This is a genomic window from Vibrio sp. 1288 (assembly GCF_033344475.1).
The window spans coordinates 1-565 of record NZ_JAWPOX010000924.1 but is presented as its reverse complement, the minus strand read 5'-3'; the positions used below and the strand labels follow the sequence as shown (position 1 = coordinate 565).

At 45.7% G+C, this 565-nt stretch carries 1 protein-coding gene; it reads right to left on the bottom strand.

Features of this window, described 5'->3' with window-relative positions:
• Window positions 1-402 (bottom strand): TRAP transporter small permease (locus R8O11_RS30120; RefSeq protein WP_318195247.1); only part of this gene is annotated, 402 nt, incomplete at its 3' end.
• Between the last annotated feature and the right edge of the window lie 163 nt (window positions 403-565).

Below are 565 nucleotides of genomic sequence, written 5' to 3'. Positions count from 1 at the left end.
CTCAGGCATTGGGATATCGTCGGTTTCATACCATGCGCGCTCTGTCGCAAAGGGATACCAATAATTCCAAGCACCAATCAAAAGCAGAATCGAAAAGGTTAGGCAGCAGGCCGCTGCGACTAGCGCAAGGAGTTTACGGCGCCCTTCAGGTACGATATTGATGATGACATCCACGCCAATGTGAAAGTGTTTTTTCACACCGTACGAAGCGCCAACTAAAACCATCCACGCGAACATGAATACGGTGAGCTCTAACGCCCAGAGAATATTATCGTTAAAGACATAGCGAAAAATGACATTAGCAAACGTCAGCAATGTCATCGCACCTAAGAAGAAAGCAATCAAGGTTTCTTCAATGGCATCGGTGATTCGTCCAGCCTTGGCAAAAAAAGTCGGTTCCATAATTACATCACGTCATCAGTAAAGGGAAAAAGCCCTCATCCTTAGCTCGGCTTAGAGAGAGTCCGAGGGCGAATGGATATCGTTTTTGTTATTGTTGGTTTGAAGCCAAAGCCGCTTCAATCAGGTCAGAACCAATGTCTTTCTCAAACTTTTTCCACACTGG